Source organism: Sphingobacterium sp. LZ11T8 (assembly GCF_024261425.1).
GTDB lineage: Bacteria > Bacteroidota > Bacteroidia > Sphingobacteriales > Sphingobacteriaceae > Sphingobacterium.
In genome coordinates this window covers 143693-169840 of record NZ_JANBZY010000006.1, presented here as the reverse complement: position 1 = coordinate 169840, position 26148 = coordinate 143693, and the positions used below count along the sequence as shown (strand labels likewise).

General features: G+C 34.1%; 15 protein-coding genes and 1 pseudogene. 3 read left to right on the top strand and 13 right to left on the bottom strand.

The window, feature by feature from the left end; translation table 11 throughout:
* Positions 1 to 14: 14 nt before the first annotated feature.
* The 11 genes from NLF99_RS14970 to NLF99_RS14920 form a co-directional block, all read right to left on the bottom strand.
* A complete protein-coding gene (locus NLF99_RS14970) occupies positions 15 to 1679 on the bottom strand; it encodes a hypothetical protein (protein ID WP_254529248.1) in 1665 nt (554 codons plus the stop codon).
* 413 nt (positions 1680 to 2092) lie between these two features.
* A complete protein-coding gene (locus NLF99_RS14965; RefSeq protein ID WP_139185418.1) occupies positions 2093 to 2587 on the bottom strand; it encodes a hypothetical protein in 495 nt (164 codons plus the stop codon).
* Positions 2588 to 3347: 760 nt separating this feature from the next.
* Positions 3348 to 3728: a response regulator gene (locus NLF99_RS14960; protein ID WP_093095662.1), complete on the bottom strand. Its 381-nt coding sequence runs from the start codon at positions 3726 to 3728 to the stop codon at positions 3348 to 3350.
* Positions 3721 to 4698: a histidine kinase dimerization/phospho-acceptor domain-containing protein gene (locus tag NLF99_RS14955; protein WP_254529246.1), complete on the bottom strand. Its 978-nt coding sequence runs from the start codon at positions 4696 to 4698 to the stop codon at positions 3721 to 3723. Before NLF99_RS14955 ends, NLF99_RS14960 begins: the two co-directional genes overlap by 8 nt.
* A 194-nt stretch (positions 4699 to 4892) precedes the next feature.
* Positions 4893 to 5243 (bottom strand): response regulator, encoded by a 351-nt coding sequence (locus NLF99_RS14950; RefSeq protein WP_254529244.1) that lies wholly within the window; start codon positions 5241 to 5243, stop codon positions 4893 to 4895.
* Positions 5244 to 5905: 662 nt separating this feature from the next.
* Positions 5906 to 6727: a helix-turn-helix domain-containing protein gene (locus NLF99_RS14945; protein WP_254529241.1), complete on the bottom strand. Its 822-nt coding sequence runs from the start codon at positions 6725 to 6727 to the stop codon at positions 5906 to 5908.
* A gap of 864 nt (positions 6728 to 7591) precedes the next feature.
* The gene (locus tag NLF99_RS14940) at positions 7592 to 8095 is read right to left on the bottom strand and encodes an RNA polymerase sigma factor (protein ID WP_093095656.1); all 504 of its coding nucleotides are present in this window, start codon (positions 8093 to 8095) and stop codon (positions 7592 to 7594) included.
* A gap of 3618 nt (positions 8096 to 11713) precedes the next feature.
* Positions 11714 to 13405, bottom strand: coding sequence for a PepSY domain-containing protein (locus tag NLF99_RS14935; RefSeq protein ID WP_254529239.1), 1692 nt, complete (start codon positions 13403 to 13405; stop codon positions 11714 to 11716).
* Positions 13406 to 14116: 711 nt separating this feature from the next.
* Positions 14117 to 15337, bottom strand: coding sequence for a DUF4374 domain-containing protein (locus NLF99_RS14930; RefSeq protein ID WP_254529235.1), 1221 nt, complete (start codon positions 15335 to 15337; stop codon positions 14117 to 14119).
* 25 nt (positions 15338 to 15362) lie between these two features.
* Positions 15363 to 17636: a TonB-dependent receptor gene (locus NLF99_RS14925; RefSeq protein ID WP_254529232.1), complete on the bottom strand. Its 2274-nt coding sequence runs from the start codon at positions 17634 to 17636 to the stop codon at positions 15363 to 15365.
* A gap of 147 nt (positions 17637 to 17783) precedes the next feature.
* On the bottom strand, positions 17784 to 18476 hold the full coding sequence (locus NLF99_RS14920; RefSeq protein WP_254529229.1) for a hypothetical protein: 693 nt from the start codon (positions 18474 to 18476) through the stop codon (positions 17784 to 17786).
* Positions 18477 to 20175: 1699 nt separating this feature from the next.
* Here NLF99_RS14920 and NLF99_RS14915 point away from each other — a divergent pair.
* The 3 genes and pseudogenes from NLF99_RS14915 (at position 20176) to NLF99_RS14905 (ending at position 23032) form a co-directional block, all read left to right on the top strand.
* The gene (locus NLF99_RS14915) at positions 20176 to 20613 is read left to right on the top strand and encodes a hypothetical protein (protein ID WP_254529228.1); all 438 of its coding nucleotides are present in this window, start codon (positions 20176 to 20178) and stop codon (positions 20611 to 20613) included.
* Between the two features lie 992 nt (positions 20614 to 21605).
* Positions 21606 to 22289 (top strand): annotated as a pseudogene (locus NLF99_RS14910) (alkaline phosphatase family protein); the annotation flags it as partial.
* 458 nt (positions 22290 to 22747) lie between these two features.
* Entirely contained in the window at positions 22748 to 23032 is a 285-nt protein-coding gene (locus NLF99_RS14905; RefSeq protein ID WP_254529226.1) for a phospholipase domain-containing protein, read from the top strand.
* A 50-nt stretch (positions 23033 to 23082) separates the two neighbouring features.
* On the opposite strand, the gene NLF99_RS14900 is transcribed toward NLF99_RS14905, so the two are convergent.
* Positions 23083 to 24591, bottom strand: a complete 1509-nt coding sequence (locus NLF99_RS14900; RefSeq protein ID WP_254529225.1) for a redoxin domain-containing protein — start codon at positions 24589 to 24591, stop codon at positions 23083 to 23085.
* Between the two features lie 14 nt (positions 24592 to 24605).
* Positions 24606 to 26141, bottom strand: a complete 1536-nt coding sequence (locus NLF99_RS14895) for a RagB/SusD family nutrient uptake outer membrane protein (RefSeq protein WP_254529224.1) — start codon at positions 26139 to 26141, stop codon at positions 24606 to 24608.
* Positions 26142 to 26148: the final 7 nt, after the last annotated feature.

Below are 26148 nucleotides of genomic sequence, written 5' to 3'. Positions count from 1 at the left end.
ATATGTTACTTATATTAAATACCAGGAAAGTATTTGGAATCTGTCCCAGTACATTCAATTATCCCTTGCAATAGGCTTTTCCAAACCACCTTGAAAAAGGGATGATTTGGATTTCGATCATAATCCACCTGAGCTACATGGAGTTTACCATTTGCATCAGGGTTACTGTCGTTGATAAAGAATTTATTGGCAATAAATGATAAGATCCCTTTTTTACCTCTACCCTTACCTGGATCCTTAAGTAATTCAACTTTCAGATGGTCATATTCAAAATTGAATTCCCCCCAATTCTTGGTGTCATTTCCTTCCATGTCAAAGGTAATTGCTTTTAAATTGCCTTCCGTCAAACGAATGTTGAGAAGTGGTTCTAAGATTCTGTTATACCCTGAAACCTTCATGGCAGATAATTTGCCTGCATAAGAATAATTACCGATATCGCTTAGCATGTCAAAGGAAAATTGGACTTTCAGCTGACCTTGACCATAAACACTTCCTTGCAAATCGGCATTCATATTTCTATTTTTACGTAGGACAGATCCTACATTACTAACATTCTGAAATGTCCCGCTGATATTCTTGAAATCAATTTTCCCCTCTCTGAAATATTTGTCACTAATTTGCGCATAACTCAGATCAATGTGGCTAACCTTGACACCCTTAATGGAAATGGGAACACCGACCTCAAGTAATTGCTGAGCAGGAGATTGACCAATTTTAGAGACATTTTCCTTTTGGTATCGTTTATCTTTTGCTAGTTCAAATAGGCCCCCTTTAACTTGCATACTGTCAGCCTCAAAAATCTTTCCCAACAAAAGCTTTTGGCTATTTACACCAGTAATATGGATAGAATCGATTTTCATATCGATCCTAGGCTTATTGAGTTTATCCTGCTTGGCAAAATTCTCCAAATTTAAAGTAGGCTGAAGCGCTAAATTACCAATATTCATCATTCCGTCCTGAGAACTAAACCTGAAATCTTCTATTCTAAATTTATAGGGAGCTCTCTTCAAATCGGTAGTGAATTCTGGAATATGAATTGCAATGTCCTTTGCATATAAAATACGCATGCTGTCTTTGAGAGATTGTTCATCAAGCAAAAATTTCGTCACGGTCAGATTTGCCCCATTGACAGTAATTGAATTGCTCTTTTCATTATTTAGATTCACAAACTCCAAATCAATGGAATTCACCCGGAATTCATCTAGAGCAATGGACTTAAAACGATTTTTTATCCTATCATAAAGATTTTTCTCTGATTTATCCATGTTGTACGAACGACTCCTTAAAATAGCTTTACACTTTAATGAATCCAGCTCAATAGAACTTATTTGGATTCTCTTCTTTACAAAAATATCCCAAAGATTCAAGCCGCTTACTCTCAAACTATTTGTTCTTCCTTGAAATCTGGTGTTTGGAGCTTTCTTGGAGATGTCCAGATTCTTGAATATAATACTGTCGTGGACAAGCCTTACATCCTTCAAAGACAAATAACCACCAGCAATGTTTAGATCCAGATCGCTATATTTTATGCTGTAAAGACCTTTCGAATATTCGGCGATAGTATCCTCCAACCTTTTACCTAGCAAAGGTTTTAACTTATGAGAAACAAAATATGATCCGACCAACAACAATAAAACCAGAGTCGATAGAATAACGATGCTGATTTTCCAAATTTGCACTTTTTTTTTTGTTCCTCATCAGATAAATAACAAGCTAAATGAGGATTTTGTTTGTGTTGCTAGTTGAGAGGTGCCTGTTTTTACAGAATTCGTACAGTTCTATCAAAATAATAATCCATGATTAGACGGTTGAAAATTTTCATCGTTATATTCATCAGCAGCAACCTCCTTGGTAAAACTATGGAGCGCCTAGAAAATGCGGAAAATGTCGGAGGTTGAACAATTCCGGATCTATTGGATAGCGACCCTAATTCAAAAAACCCAGACTCAATTAAAGAGCCTGGGAGGTACTAATTATGTTTCCAAGGATAGAATAACATGTTAAGTGTCTTCAAAAAAGGCAAGGGGATTAGGAATTAAAACATTCTCCTAATGCAAAAGCTCCCTGTTACTAGAAATCAAACAGCAACTTATCAATTGGCGTAAATTCCGGTTTTGTCAAGATAAATTTCTTTTCTTCCATTTTGGAAAACCTCATTAATTGGAACGAAAACATCAATAAGATCCTCTCGATAACCTTCCAATAATAATTCTATACTTTCTGGACTAACCTTATACATCGTATAAATTGCATCATTGTCCAGAAAACTGATGTCAGATTTGAGCATGTTGACCTGAAAACTATTAAATAATTCATTTGCTGAATCCCTATCAACTTTGACAAGGTTTTGTGCTGCAAGATCATACCTCTCCATTTCTTTCTCTAATTTATCAGCATATTTTTCTGTTAGATATTTTAAATACAAATTTCTATCCCCACTTCGCAAAGCTTCATTTCTATAAGCAATTTTCTCCGGTGAGATTTCAAACTCGTATAGTTCAGGACGTTCTTTATAATGAAAATATTCGTTAAAAATTTTCAATCTTTCATCTAAGGTCATATGTTTTTCATTAATTTCTTGCTGCAAATTAAATAATATTAAATCAATATTATTGAAAATTATAGGATTGGAATAAGAAAACTTAATGAATTGTTCAAATTGGATCCCAAGAACCCATATAATCATTCATTTCGCTTTGATTAATGGTTGGTTTTCATTACAGAAGATTGGACGTTACTATATATAACGAAAGAATGGGGATGATTTTTTAGCGTTAATTTCCCGCTATCTGTGATCGATAATAATTTTGATTTCTACTAATTCCATGCATTAGCGTTTATTAAAAGTTATTAGTCTATATTTCATTTTAATAACTATTTATGATTTAACAAACTGTAGCCCAAATTGAAACTCTAAATAAAAATTTGACTTATCTTTTATTTCAATAAGCGTTCAATATTCTTATTCTAGGGTTAGGTTAAATATGAACCGCTTTAAAAAAAAGTCAGTTTGACCTTTTCCCATTTCAATGGTTTCTGGTAATTTATAAAATTTAGATAGAGTAAGATCAAGCACTTTAAAGTTACTACATAGTACCAGAAAAATGGAGTGATGATTTTTAGCATTTCAACAAAACTATAAGAATGCGTAAAATATCAATCAACTATCAGCTAGGTAGTCAACCGAAGGCCCCTCAATAAATATTATGTTATTTCTCAAACGACACTGGACTCTTAAAGATTCATGGAAATCAAAAATAAGGCAAAATCCCCCATAAAACCTCCATTTGAAATTTAAAAATAATTTGCCCCCATATGACTTATTTTATCAACAACATTTACTATTCCTAACCCAGAAAGGTTCTCAATCTTTCCAATTCATTGAGCCTTACAGGTTTTGTTAAATACTCCAGGACCATTCCATTTTCCATGGCCATTTTCCTATCCGATGGACTTAGAGACGAACTGACCATAATTACAGAAACCCTTTTGCATAATCTATGCCTTTTAAGCCCTTCCATCACTTCCCATCCATCCATGATCGGCATCATGATGTCCAAGAAAACAAGGTAGCTATGGTCATGGTCTTGTTGAAGGTCTAACCAGTTTAGGAACTCTGACCCATTGAGAAATTTTTCGAAAACATTTCCCATCTTTAGGTATTCCAACATCTTTTCCAAGAGAAAGGATGAGATTTTGTCGTCATCAACCAAAATGATCCTAAACATCTTTCTCTCCTTTTTGCTCTTCTCGATCAACTATCTGACGTATTATCCTATCCAGTTCATTTGCTGAATCTAATAAAGCATCAAGTAAAAATTCGGATCGCTGATCATGGCTACCTTCTCTCCTGAGGTGTTCAGCCAGGCCGATGATGCGGGCAAGGGGAGCCCTAAGTTCATGGTTATGGAGAAAGTACATTTCCTTTAGTATATTTTGGTCCTCATGCTGCTTGGTAACATCTATTGCAGTACCATGGATACCGATGCACGCGTCACCCAAATGATCTGGTTTTCCCACCACCTTAAGCCGCCTCAATTTTCCACTCCGGGTCCTTACGGAAACAAAAGTCTTAAGTATCCTCTTGTTTCTAATTGCTTCAAAGAGCTGTGCCATGAATAAAACTTCATCGTCAGCATGGAGATAAAATTGTTTCACGTTTTCAAAATTTGGCATAAACTCTTTTCCTGTCTCAAACAGCTCATTCATACCAACCGACCATTTGATTGTTCGTTTCTCGATATTGATCCACCAATTTCCAAACCTTACGTCAAACTGCGCCTCGCTCAGGAGTCTCCTGTCTATAATATAGTCAGTTACATCAATTAATGAACGAACAATAACCAATACTTCTCCATCCTGATCAAAAACAGGGAAATGGGTTATTTCGAAGTATTTCACATTTTCAATTGATGTCTTCTTTTCATGGGGATCTAACCAGGTCTTAATTCCCCTGGAAACAAACCGTTTCTCCTTGAGGACTTCATCAAAAAGTGTTTCCCATTCCAATTCGTCAATAAATTCTGAAATAGGGAATACAGAAAAAAAACCTTTTGAAATCACATGCTCACTATTAAGATCGACCAAGTCGAGATACGCCTCATTGGCGTCAATGATGGTGAATTCAGGTACATTGGGAAGAATGATCACGCAGGGCACTCCCAGCCATTTGAACAAGTTCGAATACTCAAAATTCAATATATTGCTTAGTTATGTTAATGGATATATATCTTAAAAAATCATTAGAAAGCATATCTTCTAAAACAAAGGAAAACAATTCCTAAGGAAGTTCCTCCAAGCCTTATTTGTAAATTAATATTGATAAAACCGCTATTTGAACGCGACAAAAAAATATTTACAAATAATAATCAACAAAAATTAAACCTCTGTGGTTAAAAAGGCAAAGCAGCCATAAAATCGCAGATATCAAAGGGTTTTTCAATAAATGCATTGGCTCCCGCTAACATGGATGCTTCTTTTCCATTGTGCGATGCCGAAATACCGAGAACAAATACATTGTTTAAAATTTCAGATTTCCGATTTAATCTTATTAATTCAGAACCCGAGACAATTGGCATCTCAATGTCACAAATTAGAACATCAGGACGGATAGTAAGCATTCTCTCCAATGCCCTTGTACTATCCAATTCAGCGATTAACTCAGCTCCTGTCACCGAAAGAACATCCATAATAGCATTAAGGACATGAATATTGTCCTCACAGATAAATATTTTCTTGTTCATATCCGTATGAATAATAAAAAATAAAATGACGCATGGCGATTATTTGTTATCATATATGCACCTAATAATTAATTATAGTTTTTGAAGTATTTATCAATTTTACTTTTCTAAACCATCAATCGCGTAAATTAGTTAAATCGCAAATTAACCATTACCTAATAACTATTGATAATAACAAATTGCTTAAATCAAAATCTGCGTCAAAAATTACTTTTCAAGTAAACAAAATTAAATTGCTTATCAATGTATTTATATTCAATTTTCCAGAATAGTTAATTGATTTTCCGAAATCTGTACGCCCTAAGAGTCTTTTCATGAGCTCGGGAATTCAATTTGAGATTTTTTGTAAGATCCACAATATAAACTTTTAACCTCTATCAAATCATATAAGCCCCTTAATTACCTTAACTAGAAAATACTTTACTTCTCTAAATACCTAATTGATTTCAAGATAACATTGCAATTTCATTTGAGAATTGTCGACAATTAGACCTAAATTATTTCACCTATTAATAGAAGATGAAAAGTTAGGTGGCATTTTTCATACAAAATTTTGGCCAGAACGGGATGTTAAAGCCAAATAAAATAAGTATTTAGAAAAACAATAAACATATTTCACATAAAAATTATGATATCGTAAAATAAATCTATCAGGCTAGATTTTATAAATGGGGCTGGTCTCCTAGCATCCATTTTCTATATGTAGAAGGTGGATTTCCATATATTTTTTTAAAGTACATGCAGAATCCGTTGGGTGAGATGAAACCCAATTTCTGCGAAATTTCCTTAATAGATAATAATGGATCTTCGAGCATTTTTTTTCCTAGATCCATGATAAATCCATCTATTATTTCTTTAGGAGTACAATTAAGGACTTTTTTCGTAACGGATGACAATGTCCTAACGGTAATGTTAAGAGACTCTGCATAGAAATGAATTCCTTTATGCCTTGTTGAGTGGAGAGAAACGAGTTTTTTAAATTTATCGGCAATATTTACGTACGTCACTGAGACCATATTGACTTCAGTATCGTCCATCCTCCAACTTTTTTGCTTTTCAAATGTATGCTTCAAATGAAGAACGTTGTTTTTTAATAGGTTAGATATAATCAAATACCTGGATTCCTCATCACTTCGCTGATAGGTTTTGATCATATCATTCATAGCCCTTAAGTGTTGGAACTCCTTTTTGGATATTCGGAAATAATGGACATCACTTTCCCTCCCTTTAAAAATCGCTTCTATATGACTGTCTTGGAATAATGCAATATCAAAAAAGAAATACTCGGAAATAGGACAGATACTTTCCCTTTCAAGAATGGGTGGACAAAAGATCCTAGAGTCGAGCACATATTGGGACGGAGCAGTTTCCAAAATTTTTGAAACCTCAAGAATATCATATGTAAGGAAAGTAGCTAGATTACTGTCCTCCATTTCAATCAGGTCTTTTCCATTTACCAGAAAACATAGGTTCTTTTTACTCATAAACAGGCTAAACTTAATTGCTAACAAAAATTTAACCAAAATTGATCTTTAATATAAAAGTCCAGTCAATCCTCCGTATAACATATCACCAAGACATGATAACCTTACCAATAGTTTGAATAGATTTCTAAGTTGAAAAATAGAATGCAGTTAAGATTTTTAATTGATTATGGGGTTTAAAATTTATCCAACATTAAAAATTGCACCAGGATATTATCATGGAATTAGAATTTTGTTTAGATTTATTATAAGCATTTTTTAAGTAGGACAATATTAAGATATTTTAAAAGAATGAACCTGGACGTATGGCTCAAAAAATTAAATAATCAATAAACCCAAATTGATAATGGTTATTAGTTTTGGAAATCAACTATGACTTGAGCAATTAAATAACGTCAAACATTTGCTGAGATTTAAAGAATCCGACCTAAATTGAAATCATATTAAATGAAATCAGAAATTTATATGTTTAGGCTTGGCTATTTGACTATAGAAGTATAAACTATGGTTATGTTTAGATATAGCTAATTACACTACCAGAGTTCTTTTAATGAAAATCCAAAACCATTTCATTAAAAATGCTGTTTTATTTAGAAATAATGATGTATTTGACTCCAATGCCACCTAAAACCCCAAAAATAGGTGGCATTTTTTATAGAACTTGCACATGGTGTTAGTTTTTTTTATTCCTAGTCCCATAAATTAAGATAAATATATAATCGTAAGGTTTTGTCTGATTTATGCGATATGGCAGAAATATTAAATTTCAATCCAATGAGAAACTATTAATTTAGTTAAACCAAATTATCAAAAATTATAGAGACATACCTGCAGCGACCTATTTCCCTTCTTGACTAAGTGATATTAAGTTTGCCTGTAACTTTTTAACCTCTGCTTCAAAAGTTTCCGAGCAGTGTGTATTCGAGTCTTTATAGTTCCTTCCGGCAATCCTAGGTGGTCGGCGATTTCATAGTATTTATACCCTTCAAAAAACATCATAAATGGTATGTAGTGTTTTTCTGGAATCGATCTTAAAACCAAATTCAAATCTTCTCTCATAAAATTATCTAAGCATTTGTTATTGCTTTGTTGCTTTAATGTTTCTCCAATAGATTGAACTTTTGACAAGTAATTTTTTTCTAAAACCTTTTTTCGACACCCATTAATAAAAATGTTCTTCATAATAGTATAAACCCACCCTAACAGGTTAGTATTCTTTTCAAAGCTATCCTGGTATTTCAAAACTTTAATCAAGGTTTCCTGGAGTAGATCTTCAGCTTCTTCTTGATCTTTGGTAAATTTGTTCGCATATTGTAATAGGGTGTCTGTATGAATCAACACCTCATTTTTAATAAAATTTTTGTTCATGATAAAAAAGATTATTTAAACCTGATGCAAAACATCCCTTGACAGGGATGGTTTTGATTATTCAACACTAAAATTAAATTGCACGTACAAATTCCAGTCAAAAAAAGTTTTTAATGGTTGTATTGTAAATACTTTTGCAATCTATGTGCCAAAAGAAAAAAACCTGCAGTTCAATCCCTTCTTAAGCTTTGATAATATGAATAACATTATTCATATTATCATTTGTTAACAGAGAATATTGCCAAGGAAGAAAGAGGGTAAAATGAGCAATCTTATTAACTTGATAAACGATTATCCCTTCAATGATAAAAAAAGGTATGAAACAAGTCTGATTTTGATATTGGTCGAAGTTAGGAATTAAGACGATTATTATTAATTGACCACTTAATTTTTTTAATAATTAGGCCGTGGGCAAATTCCACCACCAGGGTAAATAAAAGATCGCTAGAGGATAGAGTCAAAAAACAAGCAGGAAATGGAGTAATCATGGCACTTTCCTAAGCTTCAAATAAATCTCCCTGGACAAAATTTTATCCGATTTTAGAGTACTTACCCTATCAAATTACACCTTACACAAGTATTGAAAATACAAATATCAACAATTTTTTGTTCAGGAATTCCCGAATTCCAATTATAAACTTCGTTACCCTAAATAAATAGATTTAGTATTTCCCGTTTTTCGATGAATTATTAACAATATTAAGGAAATAGTAGCCATTGGACTACACGGTTAAAATACTATTTAGGCTTGTATAGAGTATTCTCTTATCTTTCTTAAATTAATAAAGCTTGAATTCACTATAAACATAATTTAGTAACTCTTTGAAACTCCATCCCAAATGGTGTGTTTCAAGGTTTCTTCAGCCCAACAATGGTCCAGGTGTTGGGCTTCTTTGTATATTTTTATTAACTTTAATAACTTAATCGTTTATCTGATTAAGCTCTGTTTCGACCCAATGGATAGGAACTCCATTGGGTTTTGTTATTTATTTCCTATATTTAATAACGTTAATTATATTATAATTGTTGGGAAACCAATAGCGTCCCCTGCTGTTGGTTTCTTTATTTGAATAATAATTTATATCTCATATTTTCTTTGATAATATATGATTCTTAAAATGCAAGCATAATGTTATGCTAACTTACAATAGATCTGATTATCTTAATTCATTGAAAACCTTCCATCATTTTTTTTTCTGATACCTTTAAATGACATTCATATTTGTAGTTTATTGTAAGTCATGCCCAATGGAACAGGGTGATCCATTGGGTTGATATTTGTTATATGTATCCTTGCCATTTCCCCAAGGTTTTTTATCTTTGAAAAAGATAAGGCAGATAATATGCCGATATTCGGTTTGAATTCCCAGTGGAGAGGGAAAACCACTGGGTTTTTTATTTTATGTTGATACCTCTCAAAGGTCGAGCTCTTAATCACCTTACCCTCTGCTCTTTATGAACACAATCGTTTTCACCAAGTAGCCTCATGATACTGTCCAATAATTTAAAGCGTATATTATTTCATAATGGAATTAGTAGGCTTAAGTTTATGATTAGGCTAGGACTCATCTTAATATGATCATAGTACTTTTCTTATTTCATTTATTTGCCTTATCTTACTTCCATATAAGATTATTCCATAGTCTCATAAGTACCAGAATTGTTTTTATTAACCCAATAGATATATTTCTATTGGGTTTTTGTAATTTATCTACATCTTTTTCATTTAATCCCCCATCAATTGATAAGATTAAACTAGAAACATTTTCAATAGTTAGAAACTTAACAACCCTTCACCTACAATAGGACATTTTGAAAGTATATTTTTTGCATCTAGATAGTGGCAAAAACCCCAGATTATCATATTGAAATTTGAAAATAAAAATACTTTTTAATATTAATGGAGTAATGGAAAAGATTGGATTTGAACTTATTTCACATGCCAAAAATTTCATAGGTAAATTTCCCTTGAACAGATTAAATGATCCTTGTACATTCAAAAAGATTTTTTTAACAGGAACTATTACTATTGATACCATATTTAAGTATTTCTTTAAGAATGTTTATATTGACCGCTAGTTAATGCTTGGTAGCTCCTATCGCAGGAAAAATCCAAAAAATATCCCAAAAGCTTATGAGATGCAAGATGATTACCTGATTTTTAAATGATTTTTCGGTTTGATTTAATTAACCCAATTATACACATATTCCTCTTAAATCCTCATATAGTTTAAAACATAAATTGAAATTGGTGAAATCCTATATGTACACTCAATTTATTAATTTTGACAAAAAAAGTATGATTCCTAATCGATCTGATCAATTCTTAAAATTGTTCAAGCCTTGTTATGTCTATTTCTGTACTGTTTCTTAAAATACACTTCAATTTGGGGTTTCAGTTGATTTAAATTATCTTTTTATACAAGTTTAAGGTTTATAAAAAAAAATGGAAAAACTATAAAAACCAAATAAATCAATAAAAATTCATCTGATTGCTCAATTTTAGAAATATCATGAGACGTTAAGGTTAATACCTCTTTTCCTTCGGGAGTAAAGGAATCGAATTCATCAAACTATTTGCGATATATTGAGAATTTCTCAAGATTAAAACGTGATGATTTATTACAGTCGCCAACAATCTCACTCATATAAAATCAAAAAAGAAATATGTGGAAATCCTTCTCACCATTTACTCTTGGAAAAATATGTAAAAGAAATATCCTATCCCGTTTATGGACCTTATAATTTACAGATCACAAAATAGACTCCTTCTTTATCATAAAATTTCATCGCTCTAAATTCTGTATACCGAGAAATATCATGAATCATTTCCTCAAGAAGAATAGAGTTAACATTTGAGTTAATTTCTACCGGTCTAAATTTAAAATTTCTTTCCTCGTATCTTGTTTTGTAAAAATCATTAAGGAAATCTATTTTTTGTTTCTTTGAACCATTTACAAACATCTCAGTATATTTTGATGCAATTTTATAAAATAATTATCGATTTTTTCTTCGTTAACAATTACTTAATGTACTGATGTTTAAACATGTAACCTAGATTGTTGATTATCAATATTATTATTTTTCAATTAAATCACTTTAAAAAAATCACGTAAGCTACACTTTATCATCAAGAGATAAAAACTCGAATTTTCTAAAACCTATTTGGATTTCAGATTGTTATATCTATTAAATTAATTTTAAATAAGCAGTACAAAATCACATATTAGCCCAATCAATTTCCCCGGCTAGGTCATAGAACTGGGGCTTTTTTGTATATTAATTTTAGAGTTTTCGGACATGATCAATTTTTCGTTGACTGCCATAGGTTGTTTAAAAACAATTTTACTGCTTTTTTATTCCTAGAAATAGTCAAATTCCTCAAATCCAAATTTAACCCGAAAATTGGTAAGGATAATATTCTATTATCTCTTTTGTAGTTTCATTAAAAACCCTTAAAAAAATATCATAACAGAATTCTAGCAAAAGCTGGCAATAAGCATATATTAAATTTTGGATTCTCAATTAACTTTTTTAGCTGTTTTAATTGTAGGAGAATGGAATTTCGAGCGCAAGTTATTAGCTAATAATCTGTAAGGTAAAAATAGTTTTTTTGCCTTATTTTGCCTTCCGACTTAAATTGTATTGAACTGGATGCGAAACATCTCCAACCCTTTTCGAGGACAGTAAATACATGAATACAGATAAACTTACTATTCCCAACAATAACCATAGAAAATCTACAATGAACAAATCCATCTTTCCACTTATGAAATTATCCCAAAACCAACATCCGGTTTTTATTCCATTAACAATGGGTACTAGTATGGCTGCGACAGCCCCTAGAAACAAGGTTTCTCTATTCGTCCGGTTCAAATTCCTGCGAATGATATAGTATAGAGAAATTATTAGCCACGATCGAAAATAAAATGCATATATGAATTCCTGTGTAACAGGAGAGGCTATTTTTATGGCAATAAAAGTAAAAGCCGTGACAGGCAGCATACTCAAACAAATGGACAAAAATACATTAGCGGCCCAAAAATTAAATTTTCTCTTCCTTGGGATCACATTATTTTTATCCCGGGCTACTAACCATATCAATATCCCGGATACTATCACTAAGCACCCCAAGACACCCAATATAAAATAGACAGCTTTTACAGGATATCCTCCAAAATCCCCAAAATGTAAACGATAAATCAAACTACGGACTCGATTGATGTAGTTAACATCTGTATATGGAGATTTTTCTTCCAAAACCTTATTATTGAGAACCTGAATAGCCAGAATGCCTGAGCCAGCAAAACTCCGGTTATAATGCGGTTCAACCTCAATTACTAGGTACATATTTTCATCTCCAAAATTCTTGATGCTTATACGTTTATATTCACTCAGGGGCCATTTTTTCTTGGCTTTTTCCAAATAATCCGACAGCCTAAACTCTTTTTCCAATTTTTTATAGCTGTATTCTAATGGATAAGTATGGATGGTTTCTAAATCCTCATACAATTTATCGGTTTTCTCTTCATATAAAACGTTGGCAAAAGGGGTAATTAATACTGTATTTATGATCAAAACCACCCCAGTAACCGCAAACATGAATTGATAAGGAAATCCAATCACGCCCAAAGCTGTATGCATATCTGTCCAAACTGTTTTCCATTTATTAAACGGACGGAAAACAAAAAAATTTGAGACAACTTTATCCCAATGGAGCAATAATCCAGTGATTAGAGCAAATAGAAATAGGAAAGATGTAATTCCAGCGATTAAATATCCAAAAGGAGCTATTCCCACTCGAATAGGGACCTCATTTAATTGAGCCAAAAAATGTAGGCGATACAGGAATTCGCCCATATCATAGTTTGCCGAATAGTCACCGGTTTTATTATGTATAAAATCATGATTTAAATACTTACTATCACCATCTCCCCCACGGCCGCGCCTTCCTTTGCCTTTACTAGCTCCTTCCGGTTTCTTCGCTTGTGCAGCTAAGTTTTCCTTATTAATAATTGTATCCTTAGATGTACTAAAATTAACATATCCCTTTGCCCCATTTTGTTGAAGATAAAAGATAATATCTCTACCTTGTAAATTGTAACCATTGGAAACAGAATCTAAAAAACCACTGTATTGCTGAGCTTCAACTTTTTGATTATAAAAACTGATATTGTTTTGCCAGGCTGAAATTTCCTTTTTGAAAAATGAAAATGAACCTGCAAAAAAAATAACATACAAGAGAGCACAGATGATTATTCCTGAAATGGTGTGTGTATTAAAATAGATATTATAGTTTCTAATTTTCATTTTGAGATTTACTTGATTAAAAATGGAAGATAAAATAGTGTTGCTAGCAGAAGATATAGAAACCATATTTTCCAACCATTTTTAGCTAAAAAAGCAATTAAAAGTAACGTGGCCCACAATATGTTACCTGTAATGCCTGCTGTAACAATGACATTCTTCTTCTCAAAGAGATAAGTCAAAAACAAATGAAAGCTAATCATCACTAAGTATCCACCAATAAATCCGGCGGAAATTTTTAGAAACCGTTGGAACGGACTACTTAAATATTTTTTATTTGCTGGCATGGCTTTATTGTGATGATATATAGGTAAAGGTTAGTTCAAGAATAAGGCAAAAAATAATTAGAAAAAGCACATGTTTATACTTAATGTATTGATAAGGAAAAAGCAAGACTACTAAACTGAGTAGTCCCATACAATAAATTATCCAGGCAAAAATACCCGCCCCAATACCTTGTAGACAAACAATGAATAGTAGACTAAAAATCGTTAGTATTGTGCATATAATTTGAGCTCTCCTCCTATTGGATACTATTTTTTCGAGCCACGCTGTACGCCTAGGAAACTTTACCTTTTTACTCGTATTAAACCAAATAAAAGCGGCAACTAAGATCATTCCTAAAATAATGCTATACATAATTGATAGAGAATAATATTGCCCATCTATAAATTTTAGTCCTTACAGATAGGCAATAAATGGTTGATAATTAGCTTAATTTAAATGTTCTATTGCGGTTAATGTACCACCTTCAATTTTTAGACCTTGTGTTGCTGTTGCTGAATTTACATCCACTTTATATACATAACCTATTCCAGAAGTTAAGTTCACACCGACATAGCCAAATCGGCCAGCTCTATCTGAATAATTATTACCTGTAATTCCCTTAACATCTGTAGTCTTTGGTAATCCGGTAACTGCTTTCCAAGTTTTTGCAGATACATCAAGAACACCAATAATATTTCCTATATTGTATGCACCTTTAGCTTCTTTAGTATTTGAAAAAGTAATGAACTTGTTATTCCCAACATATAACCAGTTAGTAATATTTAATCCGCCGGATAGCTCTTCGAAATTGATATAAAATGATTTGTCAAATTCTGTACTTCCTGAATTAATTCTCGTTACTGCCGAAGGTTTTGTACTGTTCATAGTAGCATTTGTTCCCATAGATGTTGCTACAGATGCAGAGAACGCATATATATCTCCATTTTCTACAAGTTCCAAACCATCCGTAAAATACCTTCCAATAAAGCTTGTTCTATCATCTTTAATAATCTTCTCAAGCTTCATGCTTGGATAGGAATAAACTGCTACCCAAGCCTGATTAGGATAATCAGTTCCAAAGGTCGCTGAACAACATCCCTTTACAGAAAAATAAGGAGCGTAGACCTTTGAACCTACTTGCTTAATCCAACTGAAGAAAGCAAGTTCACCATTGTTATTTAACTCCGCTGTATTGATATTCCCTTGGCTGGAAATGTTGAGCGTGTTTGTATTAAACTGATACCAGTTCGTTACTGGATTAGTAATACTTCTTGAAATCTTCATCATCAAGATATCATCATTTACTGGAGCAAATGCTTGTACTGTTTCCGTGACCGAGTTTGCTAGCTTGGTCAGATTACCATCCAGGATATTGTAAACCGTAACAGCTCCAGGATTCCCTTGTCCATAAAGCATACTAAAAAACTTGTTGTTATGCGTAACATAGTATCTATAGGTTCCGTCTTGCTCAACTCCTCTGCCTGCAGTGGATACCTTGCCGGTATCTAAACTACTTGTTGTAAGTAGATAATCTGCAACACCAGTTTCTGCAACAGGTGTCACAGCAACAATAAAATTACCCTTCGCCGCAGGTTCTGTTTTATCCTTTGTACAAGCAACAATGGTACTTAGTGTAAAGGCCGTGAATAATAAATTTTTAATTTTCATGTGGAATTATTTTTTAATTAGATTGTTATTTTTTATTGATAAAGTATCGTAGATTCAGATAGAATGCTCGTCCTGGTTTTTGCATACTAAAATTGTCATATAATCGCTCGTTCGTAATATTTCTTGCTTCAAGCCCTATATTATATCGGCCTTTTTTAAAGCTGTAAACAATATTAAAATCATGACTCAACTGTTGAGGAATCGTATTTTTGGTCTCTCCTCGACTAGGCCAATACAGATAAAAATCATGAATATATTGTAGGTTGTATCCGGTTTTAAGCATATCTCCAGAACCAGAAAAAACTGGCAAATGAACGTTTAGATCTAGGTTCCCAAATAAGTAAGGTATATTAGGCATTTGATCTTTATAAACTGGGCTCACCTCAGTATACCCATTCTCATATTTCTGCATATTCTGCAAATATTGATAGGTCCAGCTTGTAGATGCTGACAACCATTTTTTATGGAAATATTGCAACTCAAAATCTGCACCTAATGTTCGTACTCCTTCACGGTTATCAGCCATGTACTTACTCTGATTCTGATTTAATCGCTGGTAAATAAAATTCTTGGAATTTCTATATAACACCCCGGCAGTGATCCCAAAATGATCGTCCCTATCTATATCAAATTGATACATAATACCAAAGTTGATATTATTGCTGCTCTCAGGTTTTAGATTTGTATTCGCGTCTTGGTTTTCCACGTCCCCAAACAATTCATATGGCGTCGCCATTCTGTTGGTCAACTCATAACTTGCCTTCAATTGTAAGTTGGTATCTAAGAAATAGGATAACGCAGTTCCGTAACCGAACCGACTTGAATTGACAGAACTTGAATTACCATTCTTATTATTTTGAGATAAAAATTTTCCAAAAATATTGGCACTCCAACGTCCCTCTTCATTTATTTGATAGCCAAAACCTAATACATTCTTTTGTGATAGCTTGGCATATTCATATTCATTGTTTTGAGGATTTAATTCATCGGAACCACTTCTATGGAATGTGTTGAATACATTATTGATCGTGAAAACATGCTTATCACCTAAATTATAATTTGCGTTTGCCGTGATAATACCATCCCTATTCTTGTATTTATACAGTGTCCTTGAACGCTCTCCTGATGTGGATGGAAGGTCTGCATATGTGTCCCCAAACCAATCAAATCGCTTTGCAACTGTGTCTATAGTTTGTTCCGTTCCCAGGTTTATATTCGCATTCAACATAACATCTAATCCCTTGATAAGGTTATTCTTGCTATATCTCAAACTCGGCATTACAATATTTCCTTTTCGATGCCAGGCTCCAAATACCGACTCCATCCTGGCGCCAGTTTGTATATCTTTATAGTTATGACCAAGGGTAATCCCAAATACCAACCGATCTGCAAATGATTTGTTAACCAAACCAAAATTTGCAATGATAGATTCGTTATGAAATTGATCATGAAATCGCTCTACCTCAGTATCATTTGCGTAGTTGTCTCTCCTGTTATTATGCTTTTCAATGAATACTTTGTAATTGTTGTCAGAATAATTCTGAAAGGCATTTAATTCAAAGGTTAACCCACTCTTATTCGTTACTGCTGTATTGATTGTAGTCCTATGGGTATTGAATGATCCATATGAATAAGAAGCATCAATATAATTCCTGTTAGATTTATTAGTTACTATGTTTATAGCACCTCCAAGTGCATCTGATCCTAACCAAATTGGAACTACACCTTTAAAGACTTCAATATTCTCCGCTAAATTGATTGGAATGGTGTTCATTTGAAAGGTGGATCCCATGTTATCCATTGGCACGCCATCAATAAAGAAGCGAATATGATTTCCTGAAAATCCATTTATTGCTAAATTCAGATTTGACCCTAGTCCTCCTTGTTCTCGGACACGTACACCAGGCACTTGATCTAAAGCATCAGAAATATTTATTGTACTGTTATAATACTTTTTAGCATCAATGGATGTCACGTTAAAGGCCATGCGATTGGTAATCTGAGGCTTGGTTAAACCAATCACTGATACTTCTTCAATTTTTTGGTCTTTTTCAAAAAGTAAAATATCAAGATGATTATTTCCCTCTTTAATCTCAATCTTCCTCTTAAAGATATCATACCCAATCGCCTTAGCTATAATCTCAAAAGAGCTATTTTTGATTTTTTCAATTTTAAAATTGCCGTAACTATCGGTTAGGACCGTATGCCTCGCTAATCGAATAGTAACTCCTTCAATGGTTCGATTATGATTATCCCTAACGGTCCCGGTTAGGCTGAAGTTACTCTGTGAGTGGACCATATTGCTTAAGAGCAAAAATAAGAGTAAGATAAGCTCTCTGCGAAATCGATTAAGCACTTGTATATTAAGATTAATATCAGTGATTAACAGCGACGTTAAACCAAATAAATTCATTTGTTAAGTTTTTAGAGATTCGTGCTGTTTGTGTTAGTTAACAAAAATAAATGAAGTGTTTGACCTCCAATTCTTATGGACGGATTTGCTACACCTGTTTTTCTTTGTATTCTCCGTTTCGGCAACCTCGTACTTTCCGGCTTTTAGAGATTTAAAGCAGATCTTTCCTTTGCCATTTTCTTTGAACTTTTTAATCCATCCACTCGGAAATACCACATCTCCTTTAGCATCTAAAAATGGTCCATCTTTGGGTTTAGTGTCTTGGAAAACATCCTTTATATAGTGATACTTTGGTTCAATATCTAAAGTCGACGATAGCTCGGTGAGAGTTTCTGACTTTCTCCTTTCTTGAATTATTAAATTTACAGTAGATTCAGAAGCTGATGTTCCAAAGACCTCTTTTGCTGGATGTCCAACCTCAAGGATATAAACAGCTTCTTCCGTTGGAGAAATAGTTGCGCTAAAATAATCTGGATGTTCAGTTGCTTGGATTGCTGTTGTTTGCTGGCTAGGTGAAATTAGATATAATTTAAATTCGTGAACGTCTGAATGCCAATTCTCGATTGGGTCAATAAAATTATGAATGAATTCACCGAAATAAACTCTAACATTTTGGGTTTTATTCTTCTCGCCAAAAGGTGTTGTTTCAATCCACAGGGAGTGGGCACTAACCATTTTAAATCCGAAAATGGCAAAAAAAATAATTAATAATTTTATGGTTTTCATGTTTTTATAAGAATTTGTCGTTCTGTAATTTTTTAAAAAAATGCTTTGGCATTCTTTTACGTTTAATTGTTAATTATCTGTTCTCTATTCTTCATTGAGATTATCAATAATCGATCTGAAGAATATGAAAGGACAGCATACGACAAATTATCAAACAGCTATAGATTTGTTTGAATTTTCCTATATTGCATGTCCTTCCATAATTGCATGTTGAAGGTCCCATACGAATGAGTATGGATTCCTAAACTAGTTACCGCTGGTTTAAGAAGGCGTCATACGAAGATTACCGTCTTACGTATGGCGCTCTTTTGTTTAAATAGGAATTGGATCAATCTTATTTTACATTCAAATTACCTAATAAATGAAACAATTGTTTTTATTTAGACCAATTATAAACAGTTGCAAATATAAAGTATTATTTCAGCAAAATTCAAATATTTTTTACGATTTATTAAAATCTAACGAGAGCCGTAATCCGTTAAAACTATAGAATTTTGGGAGTTAGAATAGATGAATAGATATAAGACTAATTAATCCTAAAGCCTTATGGCATAATTTTATTAAAACAATACACATTAGGTTTAAATGAAGAACTATGCGGCAAATTCCATTCAGTTTATCAATAATCTCAAACTTTGACAAGATGAAAGTAGAGGATTGAAATCAAAGATTATTTTAAGTTTTGCATATATTACCTACTTAAGTTGTCCAGTTTTTGTTTAATCTTATCAACTAACGGGAATATAATTAAAATAGATAGGACTTTTTACTAAAGATATTATGTTGTATTTTTTCTATATTTAAATCTTCAAAGCTTTCTGATTATTTCAGTTTAGGTCCAATATCAATCCAGTTATTGGACCTTTATTGTTGTTTTTCTTTAACCTTAAAATATATGTGCATTAATAACCAATTATTTCAATTGAAAAACAAAAGAAGTTAGCCTTTTTAGATTCACCTGAAATATCAAGAATTAATCAAAACATTACAAAAATACGCAATATAAACACTGAAAGTTCCTATTACTATTATTACCATCCATGATCATTTATTTTCTTGAATTTTTCCATCTTAGCTCCACATCAATCATGTAATTAAATCTAGTTTTTTACCAACCTTCAGGGGCCAATAGTTATTTTCATATGGAATAAACACGTGACAATATTTTTGCTAATGGAAGGAAGCACCTTCATTGGGAACCATTACCTAATTAGTAATTAACGGTTAAAAAAAACATCATGATGGTCGGAAAAATTCTGACCATTTTTTTGTTCGAATTTGACCTTTCCCTTCGACTTTCCTTTTACCCATGTTCGACCCATATTCGGAAATTTCAAAATATGTCTCGAATAAGACCAAAAGAAGGTCCGAAAGAATTGATAAAATTTTGTCCAAATATTAGATAGTTCATTCCATAAATTTCCGGCATTTTGCCATTCGCCCCAATATTTTCCCTCATCTTGTTAGTTCTTTTTTGTCTGAGTTTTGCTTTTATGACAACCCTAAAAAACACTATTACCTTAATCGCCCCATTTAACGGAACAATATTATTAACAGGAACAAAAAAATATACTCAAATAAATCAATAAACACTTCGCTAATTATTCCTTTAACTGTAGTAAATTAACTAATATTGCGAAAAATTATCTCTACATGAATAAAAAAAATACTTTTTATATCATTGCTTACCTTGTGCACAATGAATGCTTCTGCGCAGCACCGAAAATTAGCCTTCTTTGAGCTGGGAGGTTCCAGCAGATTTGGATCGGCTAACTACGACATGAGATTTTCAAGGAATGTCAATGATGGATGGGGAGCTAGGCTTGGTTTTGGTGGAACTTTTGGCGCATTTGACACCGACAGAATCTATACGGCACCTATAGGCATTAACTATATCTATGGAGAGGGCAATAATGGTCTACTGATTGGTGCAAATTCTGTTTTTGCATTTAATGGAGAAGGTGAAAAGAAACCCAGTGACTTCAAATCTGTTATTTTTTCGGCTGATATAGGTTACAGATATTCTCCCAAGGATAATGGATTGAGCTTTCAGGCGACCTATACGCCTTTATTCAATACCATTGATGGAAATATGCCTTTCTGGATCGGAGCTGGAATTGGATATTCCTGGAAATAAGGGAGTGAAGATTTACAATTTTTCAATCGAAGATTAACTCCATTTTCTTGGCTCGACGAAGGAAGGTTCTAGGGATAAATGCACAGCTTTAACATCAAAAACAATATTATGAGAATTGGCGAGTTATTTTAAAGATTCTACCTCGCCTTTTTGTCATGTTGAGGAACGAAACATCTCAGGGCTATACCTACTTATTACCTAATCAGGAAAAAAAGCATTGGCGAACGGTTCCTGCACCTGAAGTGCAGGACGACAGGGTCGTAGGTCAAAATTAATAAGTTAACGTTTTTTTTGTGTCATGCTGAGGAACGAAACATCTCAGGGCTATACCTACTTATTACCTAATCAGGAAAAAAAGCATTGGCGAACGGTTCCTGCACCCGCGGTGCAGGACGACAGGGTCGTAGGTCAAAACTAATAAGTTAACGTTTTTTTTGTGTCATGCTGAGGAACGAAGCATCTCGGAACGATGCAGATCTTCATTCTACAACAGCCCTTATGGAATTGGCGAACAGTCCTTCAATCGAAGATTGAAGTAGACAAAGCCATTATGGGGAGAACCGTAAAGATTCTTCATTGATTGTACAGAATCAAAATCCGCTAAAGAGGGATTCAGAGTGAAACGAAGAATCTATTTCTTGTTTTTTAGGATTTTTGTCATCTTGAGCAAAGCGAAAGAACTGTTTTCTGTCTTCAAAAAGATTTATTGAAAAATATTTCACCCACGCTGTGGGTTGGCCACCGCACACATCCAATTTCTACAAATATTCCATCCCCGCTAGGAGTTCCCTATTTATACAAACAATCATCCTTCCGCAGGAAGTCCTTTATCAAACATCTCATTTCTTTGGCGGAAAAGTGGAAAGAATGCCGGAGGCTTGCAATCTTCATTCGTAACAATTCTATTCACTTAACAATTTCATAATCAATTCTCTCGAAATTTTCTCTCCCAATGGGGTAAATTAGGTAAACCTAAACAAACCCAACATCTCATGGATAACCGCAGAGAATTTTTAAGGAAAGTAATTATGCTTTCAGGGGCGACAGGAATGGTGAATGTAATTCCTTCCGCTATTCAAAAAGCAATGGCCATCGATCCCGATCTTGGGAGTACCTTTCTAGATGCTGAGCACATTGTGATATTAATGCAGGAAAACCGCTCTTTCGACCATGCCTTCGGCTCTCTTTCTGGGGTCAGAGGTTTCAATGATCCGAGAGCAATGCTACTTCCAAACAAAAATCCTGTTTGGTTCCAAACAGATCTCGCAGGTAAAACCTATGCTCCTTTTCGCTTGAATATCAAAGAAAGTAAAAGTACATGGATCGGTGATCTACCACATTCTAGAGCAAGTCAGGTCGATGCCTATAATCTTGGGAAATATGACAAGTGGTTGCTCTCAAAACGCTCCAGCAACAAGAGATATGCAGATATGCCTTTGACTTTAGGCCATTACAATCGTGAGGACCTCTCCTTCAATTATGCCATGGCAGATGCCTTCACCATTTGTGACCAAAACTTCTGTTCGGCCATGACCAGTACAACCCCTAACCGTTCTTTTTTCTGGACTGGAAAAATCATGAGTACCCAAGACGGATTGCCAAAAGCAAACATCCGGAATGAGGACTATTCCTATGGACAGGAGACCTGGAAAACATTCCCTGAATTACTTGAGGACAATGGCATTTCTTGGGGATTTTATCAGAATGAATTGAGCAGTGTGGGTGGGTTTAAAGGAGAAGAGCGTTCTTGGCTTAGTAATTTCGGATGTAACCTGCTTGAATTTTTTGAAGCTTATCAGGTAAAATTCAATGATCGCTATGTAGCAGGCCTAAAAAACAGGATAGAAACCCTACCAGGTGAAATCAATAAACTTCAAGAAGAAAGTCCATCTTCGCAAGAACGGGCAAAGAAAGTCCAAGCCAGCATCCGAGATAAGCAAAAAGCATTGGATGATGCCATAGCAGTTTTGCTGTTAAAGCTGGCGATGAAATCCAATATGAGTGGCCTATCTCATCTTTTGATTCCGGAAAATACCGCTTACATCTACACGGTCCAAATGGATTCTTTAGGGAATTCGCCGGTACGGCACAAGATCCGAAAATTCAGGTCCAAGTTTCAGGAGAATTGAAACGAATGACGAAAGCAGCTACTGAAAATATTAGCCTAAGGATAAAAAACAAGGGTTCTTCAACTTTACAGATCAGTGTGAAAGATATAAGCTATAAAAAAGGCGTCCTATTTGAAAAGAGTATTCCAGCGAACGCAGAGGAGAATTTGAGCATCGATTTGACTGGAAGTTCAGGTTGGTATGATTTCATTTTAACTACACAAGGAAATAAAGATTTTTATCAAAGATTTGCTGGAAGAGTGGAAACCGGCAAAGAGAGCATAACAGATCCGTTGATCAATCGGGTATGATAAATTAGAAAAGGCTTTTCTGGTATGGAAAAGCCTTTCTTAATCTCCATCTATTTCATCATGGATTCTATCATCAAGGTCAACATCTGTTCATTTTCAGCATCAACTGTAAAATCTGAATAGACGATCCTCCCCTGCTGATCAATGATAAAGTTAGTAGGTGCAGCGACTATTTGATAATCTTTTTTTATTTCTTTACTTGCTCCCAAAGGGGTAAAACTAAAACCTGTATTGTCTAAAAAGGATTTGATGAGCTTATCTTGTTCCCTATAGATATTGATTCCTAAGTATTGGAACTTATCGCGATCGAAGCCCTTAATTGCATTTTCAAAGTGCGGCATCTCTCCTCTGCAGGGTCCACAAGCAGGATACCAAAAAGTCAGTAAAGTTACTTTCCCCTTTAGATCTTCCAAGGTAACTTTCTTTTCGGAATCGAATGAATCAAGAGAAAAAGGCTTGGCATTCTCTGCCTGCTTCATGACATGTTGATAAACATCAGTATCCACTACCTGATTGCTCTTATTCAATTTTGCGCCATATCTATAAATGGCTTCCTGACTGGCTAATGAAGGTTTATGCGCCTGAAGAATAATTAAACTATCATATGCTGCTTGGGTCTCTTTGTTCGCGTCTAACGCCAAAGCCTTCTTCAGCATCAGTAAGCTCCCTAAATCATTACCATTCAAAGTTCTATATTGAATATTGATGATCTGTTCTTTTGCTTCTGCAAATTGGCCAGCTTTCATTCTAGCATCAGATTCTTTGAGGCTTTGCGCTAATGAGAGTTTTTCACCTAATCCTAAATCAGCTTCTCCCTTATCCTTATAATTTGTTGCTAGTTCAATGGCCTTATCGTACTGTTCGGTCTTTATATAAGAATCAACCAGTCGCACCACTGCTACCAAAAAAACCAGACTTTCATTATCCGGAAACAATTTCAACATACGTTCACCGGACTGGATCTTATCTGCATCATTTTTTAATACTATTCCCGCAATATTAAATATGGTAATGGCTTGTTCAGAATTAGGGTATTTATCGATAAATTCATTGGCCTTTACCTTAAACTCATCTGCATCATCAGAAAACAGGAACACATATCTGGCTTTTAGATCAAGGCTTTCTGGATTAGCTTGGACAGCTTCTTGAATATACCTGATTTCATCTTCTTTGTTTCCTTTGAAGGCTGCATCGCTTGCCAGATTTTCCCAGTTCTCTACATTTTTTGGATCGATTTCTGCCGCTTTTAACAAGTATTGCTTTCTTTTGGGATTGAAATCACCTAATTTATTGGCAATTGCTATCGGAAAGGTTGCTGAATTTGGGAATTTAGCTATTAATTTGATGTACTCAATTTCTGCCTGTTCAGGCTTAGCAAATCCCGCAAGATACTCTTCATGCAGCTCCATACTATCTGGATGAGCAAGTACCGCAGCCCGAAGGTCAGCCATTTCCTTGGCAGAATATAAATACTCTTCTCTTGTCTGGGCATTTAGCATTACCAAACATGCCATGAAAATAATAAGTAGGCAAGTGCTTTGAATAAGTTTGATTTTCATAATAAATCCGATTTCTAGTATTTATTCTGTTCAATTTTTCCATTACTAGCTTCTATATCCGAAACCGGAATTGGAGCTGCCCAACGTCTTGAGTCCTTGGATAACGTATAATCCTGTTTAGGCTGATCATTATTGACAACTGAGTTATTATACGGATAGAAGGATTTTTTCATAATGATATCATCTGAGGAAATCTCATTATGATTATATCGACGGACATCAATCCATCTTTGGGAAAAAGGCATTTCACGTCTTCTTTCATCAGAAACCTTTTTAATGGCATCTTCCTTATTTGAAGCTGTTAAATTGACCCAAGGTCCCGCAAGCATTCTTTTAGAACGTAAAGTATTTAATGTTTCCATGGCAGCAGCTGCATTTCCTAAATGGGCTTGGGCTTCCGATTTTGTTAAGAGCATCTCCGCAACAGTTGGTCCTGAGGGAATTCGATCTTTATAAAAAAATACATAGCCAGGATAATCATAGGATGGCTTTAACATCCCTCTATCATAAGAGTAACCTTTAACGATATTGTATTTATAGCGTAGATCATTTTTTTGGTCATATAAAGCCAATAATTCGGGACTAGGTACATACCAATAACTGGGATTGGAAAGCATCCTAAAATATAGGAACTCCTTCCATCCGATCATATCGGTATATTCTACTTGATTATTATGGGTATAGGGATATTGAATCGTAAAAGATTTCTGATTTGCTGTACCTGCATCCAGTGTTACAGTTTTAGGAATTCCAAAACGCATTTGGGAATTATAATCGACAAGGATACTATAACCCGATAGAGCATCATTAGCATATTGTAGAGATTTGGCATAATCATTCCTGTTCAACCAATACCTTGCTGCAAATGCATTTACTGCAGTCTTATTGGCTCGCCAATGTACTGCTCTCCCACTTTGGACCAATGGCGTATTGATCTTTAAGGCCTCAGCAAGATCACTTTCAATCTGCGCATAGGTATTTGCCAAAGATTGACGTTCGCTATTTTCCTCAAAACTGATAGTCAATTTTATGGGCAAGCCGAGCTCATTTGCATTGGCCTCGGTATAAGGTAAACAATAGGTATTTGCCAATTGCCATAAGCTATAAGCCCTAATAAAGTGAGCTTCAGCTTTTATGTTGTTTTTCTGTTCAGTAGTTCCACCCGAAACTTGGTCCAGATAGGTCAAAACAGTATTAGCATAAAAAATCTTTTTATACTCAGCTGTCCAGAAATCATCACCAGTGTTTGTTGGCAAAAAGTTGCTATCCCAAAGACCGTATTTAACTGCTGTGATGGATATAACCGAAGGATCGGCATCATAAATGGCCGTACTAAGAAAATAATCATCAGAACTAAAGACCGCAGTCATGTTTAAATCTTGGGCAAATACCTCGCTATAGTTATTTAACAACTGGTTCAACTGATCAAAGGTCTTGATTTCCAATTCCGAGGTTTTGCTTGGAGGTTCATTTAAGAAATCATCAATTTTACTACATGAAGCTAATAACAGGGAAGATATGATCGATATCGTAAATATTCTTTTTTTCATTTTCTAA

Coding starts and splice junctions, on each gene's coding strand:
- NLF99_RS14960 (WP_093095662.1), bottom strand. CDS start 3,728: ATGTTTAGGATCATTTTGGTTGATGACGACAAAATCTCATCCTTTCTC.
- NLF99_RS14945 (WP_254529241.1), bottom strand. CDS start 6,727: ATGAGTAAAAAGAACCTATGTTTTCTGGTAAATGGAAAAGACCTGATT.
- NLF99_RS14950 (WP_254529244.1), bottom strand. CDS start 5,243: ATGAACAAGAAAATATTTATCTGTGAGGACAATATTCATGTCCTTAAT.
- NLF99_RS14915 (WP_254529228.1), top strand. CDS start 20,176: ATGAATGCTTCTGCGCAGCACCGAAAATTAGCCTTCTTTGAGCTGGGA.
- NLF99_RS14925 (WP_254529232.1), bottom strand. CDS start 17,636: ATGGTCCACTCACAGAGTAACTTCAGCCTAACCGGGACCGTTAGGGAT.
- NLF99_RS14895 (WP_254529224.1), bottom strand. CDS start 26,141: ATGAAAAAAAGAATATTTACGATATCGATCATATCTTCCCTGTTATTA.
- NLF99_RS14930 (WP_254529235.1), bottom strand. CDS start 15,337: ATGAAAATTAAAAATTTATTATTCACGGCCTTTACACTAAGTACCATT.
- NLF99_RS14920 (WP_254529229.1), bottom strand. CDS start 18,476: ATGAAAACCATAAAATTATTAATTATTTTTTTTGCCATTTTCGGATTT.
- NLF99_RS14935 (WP_254529239.1), bottom strand. CDS start 13,405: ATGAAAATTAGAAACTATAATATCTATTTTAATACACACACCATTTCA.
- NLF99_RS14900 (WP_254529225.1), bottom strand. CDS start 24,591: ATGAAAATCAAACTTATTCAAAGCACTTGCCTACTTATTATTTTCATG.
- NLF99_RS14940 (WP_093095656.1), bottom strand. CDS start 8,095: ATGAACAAAAATTTTATTAAAAATGAGGTGTTGATTCATACAGACACC.
- NLF99_RS14905 (WP_254529226.1), top strand. CDS start 22,748: ATGACGAAAGCAGCTACTGAAAATATTAGCCTAAGGATAAAAAACAAG.